The organism is Gordonia sp. i37, assembly GCF_002043085.1.
In the GTDB taxonomy this organism is placed as follows: domain Bacteria; phylum Actinomycetota; class Actinomycetes; order Mycobacteriales; family Mycobacteriaceae; genus Gordonia; species Gordonia polyisoprenivorans.
On record NZ_MVPX01000555.1, the window covers coordinates 1 to 3,378 of the forward strand.

At 65.2% G+C, this 3,378-nt stretch carries 3 protein-coding genes and 1 pseudogene; all 4 read left to right on the forward strand.

The window, feature by feature from the left end; genetic code table 11:
• On the forward strand, positions 1–310 hold a 310-nt coding region (locus B1964_RS27460), incomplete at its 5' end, for a glycosyltransferase (RefSeq protein WP_139765903.1).
• Entirely contained in the window at positions 310–1,134 is an 825-nt protein-coding gene (locus B1964_RS27465) for a glycosyltransferase family A protein (RefSeq protein ID WP_079932069.1), read from the forward strand. The genes B1964_RS27460 and B1964_RS27465, both read left to right, overlap by 1 nt.
• Entirely contained in the window at positions 1,121–2,434 is a 1,314-nt protein-coding gene (locus B1964_RS27470) for a GNAT family protein (RefSeq protein WP_079932070.1), read from the forward strand. The genes B1964_RS27465 and B1964_RS27470 overlap by 14 nt, the downstream gene beginning before the upstream one ends.
• A gap of 46 nt (positions 2,435–2,480) precedes the next feature.
• Positions 2,481–3,378 (forward strand): annotated as a pseudogene (locus B1964_RS27475) (sugar transferase); the annotation flags it as partial.

Genomic DNA, 3,378 nt, shown 5'->3' on the forward strand with positions numbered 1-3,378 from the left:
GGCACGTGCCCTGCTCATGCCGGGGATCGAGGACTTCGGGATCGTTCCGGTCGAGGCGATGGCCACCGGCACACCGGTCATCGCACTCGGCGCAGGTGGCGCCCTCGACTCGGTCATCCCCGAGCTCAGCGGTCAGCTCGTCGCTCCGGGTACCGATGACGAAGTGATCGAGTCGTTCGCTGACGCACTCACCACCTTTCGTCCGTCGGACTACGACCCGAGCCGCGTGCGCGGATGGGCCGAGGGCTTCTCACGGCGCAATTTCCGAAACAAGATGCGTGCCATAGTCGATCGGTCAGTGGGGTTCTGATGTCACTCTCGGTGTGTATACCCGCTCACAACGCTGCCCGTACCCTGCAGGCCACGCTCGACTCCGTCCTGCGAAATGATGCGGAGTTCGAGTTGGTGGTCGTCAACAACGCCAGCAGTGACGCCACCGAGGAGATCGCCAGGTCGGTGTCGGATCGGCGGGTCGTCGTCCACTCCACCGACGAGTTCCTGAGCATCGGCCATTCGTGGAACAGAACGGTGTCGCTCTCGACGGGCAGCCTCGTGAAGGTCGTCTGCGCAGACGACCTGATCGAGCCCGATGCCCTCGACCGGCAGTCGTCGGTCATGGCCGACGATTCGGTCACCTTGGCCGCGTCCCGTTACGACGTCATCGATGAGTTCGGGAACCTCGAGGAATCGGGACTCGGACTGCAAGGGCTCGAAGGGCATCGCGACGCACGTGCGGTGTTCCGCACCGTCGTCCGTGAGGGACCGGCCGGTTTCGGCCCGACGGCGGGCGCCATCTTCCGGCGAGAACTGTTCGACCGGGTTGGCGGATTCCGTGGTGACCTCGTGTTCCCGATGGATGTCGATCTCTTCGCACGGATCGCAGCGTTCGGCCGGTTCTACGGTGATCCGGGCGCGCTCGCCTCGTGGCGCAACTCGAGGTTCAATCTCTGCGCGCAGACGACGTCGCAGTCGAAGCTGGCCGAGATGTTCCACGGCAATCGTCGTCTGCGCGCGGAGCATCCCGATCTGGTGTCCGCGGCGGACGTGTTACTCGGGGATCTTCGATTGTTCAACGCTGGGTTGACGCGTGTGGGAGCGCGCGTGGCAAGGATGGTGAATCATGGCGCACAATGACTTTCGAGGTTTTGTGAACGTCCGGATCGGTCCGCGAGTGCTCGCCGGACACGAGATCACCCTGCGGTCGGCTCGGTTCGACGATTTCGATGACTGGCGGCGTATCCGGCTCCGGGACCAGCCACGGATCGAGCCATTCTGGATCACCGACCCGGCACCCTGGAGTGAGCGCCACACCCGGCGTCGCTGGGTGCGGGAGTGCCTCGAATCACGCACCGCGGCAAAACAACAGACCGCACTGTCGCTCGTCATCGATGTGGACGGGCGGCTTCGTGGGCAATGCGGCCTCAGCGAGGTCGACTTCCATCAGTCCAGCGCAGAACTCGGTGCATGGGTGGATGCCGAACTGCCGGGCGCCGGTGCGCTCGCGGTGGCCATGCTCATCGATCACGCTACGCGGGAGTGCGGTCTGACCCGGGTCATCGCCATCAATCGCGGTGCGGAGTCTCCCGCGGGACGGCAATGTAAACGGCTCGGAGCGCGGGTCGAGGCGGTGATGGCCGAGGCCCTTCACGTGGGCGGCGAACGCCGCGACCACACAGTGTGGTCGCTGCGCGCAGACGACCTACCGCCGAACGGCTTGGCGAACACGGTGCTCGGAATGTACGAGAATGCGCCCACTCGCAGCAGCTCGGAGCACCCCGCGCCGAGCCGTCGCCGTGCGCATCTCGGAGCCGGCATGCTGGTTGCGCGGGAACGACTTCGGTACCTGGCCGGACAACTGCGGCGCGAGTGGCGCGATCGAAGGCAACCCACCGCGCCCGACCTCGGACGTCCCGGCGTGGACCCGATCATCTTGCGTGCGCAGCGCCGGACCAGTGGGGAGAGCGTGACGGGGACCGACTACGACGTGCTCGTCGACGGCCGATTCGTCGGTCGGTGCGGTCTGCGCACGACCGATTGGGTGCGGTCGACCGCCGAACTCTGGTTGTCGATCGCGTCCAGCGCACGAAACGCGAACATCGAAGCGGCAGAGCGTGATGCGGGGGGAAGTGATGAGACGGCGCGTAATGAGGAGGCTGCGCAGCCCCTCCACGCGCGTCTCCTCGGCATCCTCCTGCGTCACGTGTTCGACGATCTCGGCATGCACCGTGCGGCCCTCCTGCTCCTGCCGTCCGATACCGCGGAACTCGCAGCCGTCGACGACGTCGGGATGACTCGTGAGGGATCGGCCTACGCAAGCATCGATCTGCGAGGACGACGCGGAGACCATGAACTCTGGGCGATCATCGCGCCCACCTGGCGCCGACAGGCATCGGACCGATCGACGGGTAAAGGCTATGCACGAACATCTGAATAACCCACATCTGTCTGCCCCGGTTCAGCCGGGAGAATTGATTTCCCGCATGTCCCGAAACACCGCAGGCGCGGGCCGTCGCGGGATTTCGGCGCTGGCTCCCCATCGCCATGATCCGGTCCTCGCCGCCCTGGATGCACTTGTGCTGATCGCGCTGGCGGTACTCGCCGGCCTCCATTCGGGTGGAACGGAATTGGGTCTGGGGATCGCAGCTGCGGCGGCCGTTGTCGCGGCACTGGACATGGCCGGACTCTACCGGCCACGCCTGACCCTCTCGGCGCTCGACGACCTGCCGCGATTGGCCGGTTGGTCGATCGTCGCGTGTGCATTGATCGTCACGGTGATTCGACCGGGAGTCGAGATCGGGCGCGCGATGCTCTACACCGCCGCGATCTGTTTCGTCCTGTTCGCCCTGCGGGTGTTCTATTACGCCGCCGTCCGCATGCGGCGCAGCCGCAGTGGCTCGCGTCGCATGCGTTCTGCCGTGATCGGGGACGGCATGATCGCAGTCGAACTGATCGAGGCGACTCGCGAGCAACCCGGTCTCGGGGTCGATCTGGTGTTGGCGGTCAGTGTCGACCCGATGGATGAGCTAGCGGCGACCGGCGTTGCGATCGAGCAGTCGGGCACCGGGATACGCAAACTCGTCGACGAGTACGACATCGACGCATTGTTCGTGTCGTTCAGTTCGGTTCCGGATTCGTCCCTGGTGTCGCCGCTGCGTGAGTGTGATGAACTCGACTGTGAAATCTTCGTGGTACCGCGACTTTTCGAGTTCACCGCGCTGAACAAGGACATGGACCGCATCCACACGATCCCGTTGATCCGACTGCGCCGCGACGCCGTCCGAACGTGGTACTGGAAGCTCAAGAGGGTCTTCGACCTGACCTTGGTGAGCGTCGCACTGATTGTCGCGAGTCCGTTCCTCGCCGGTATCGGCTGGGCGG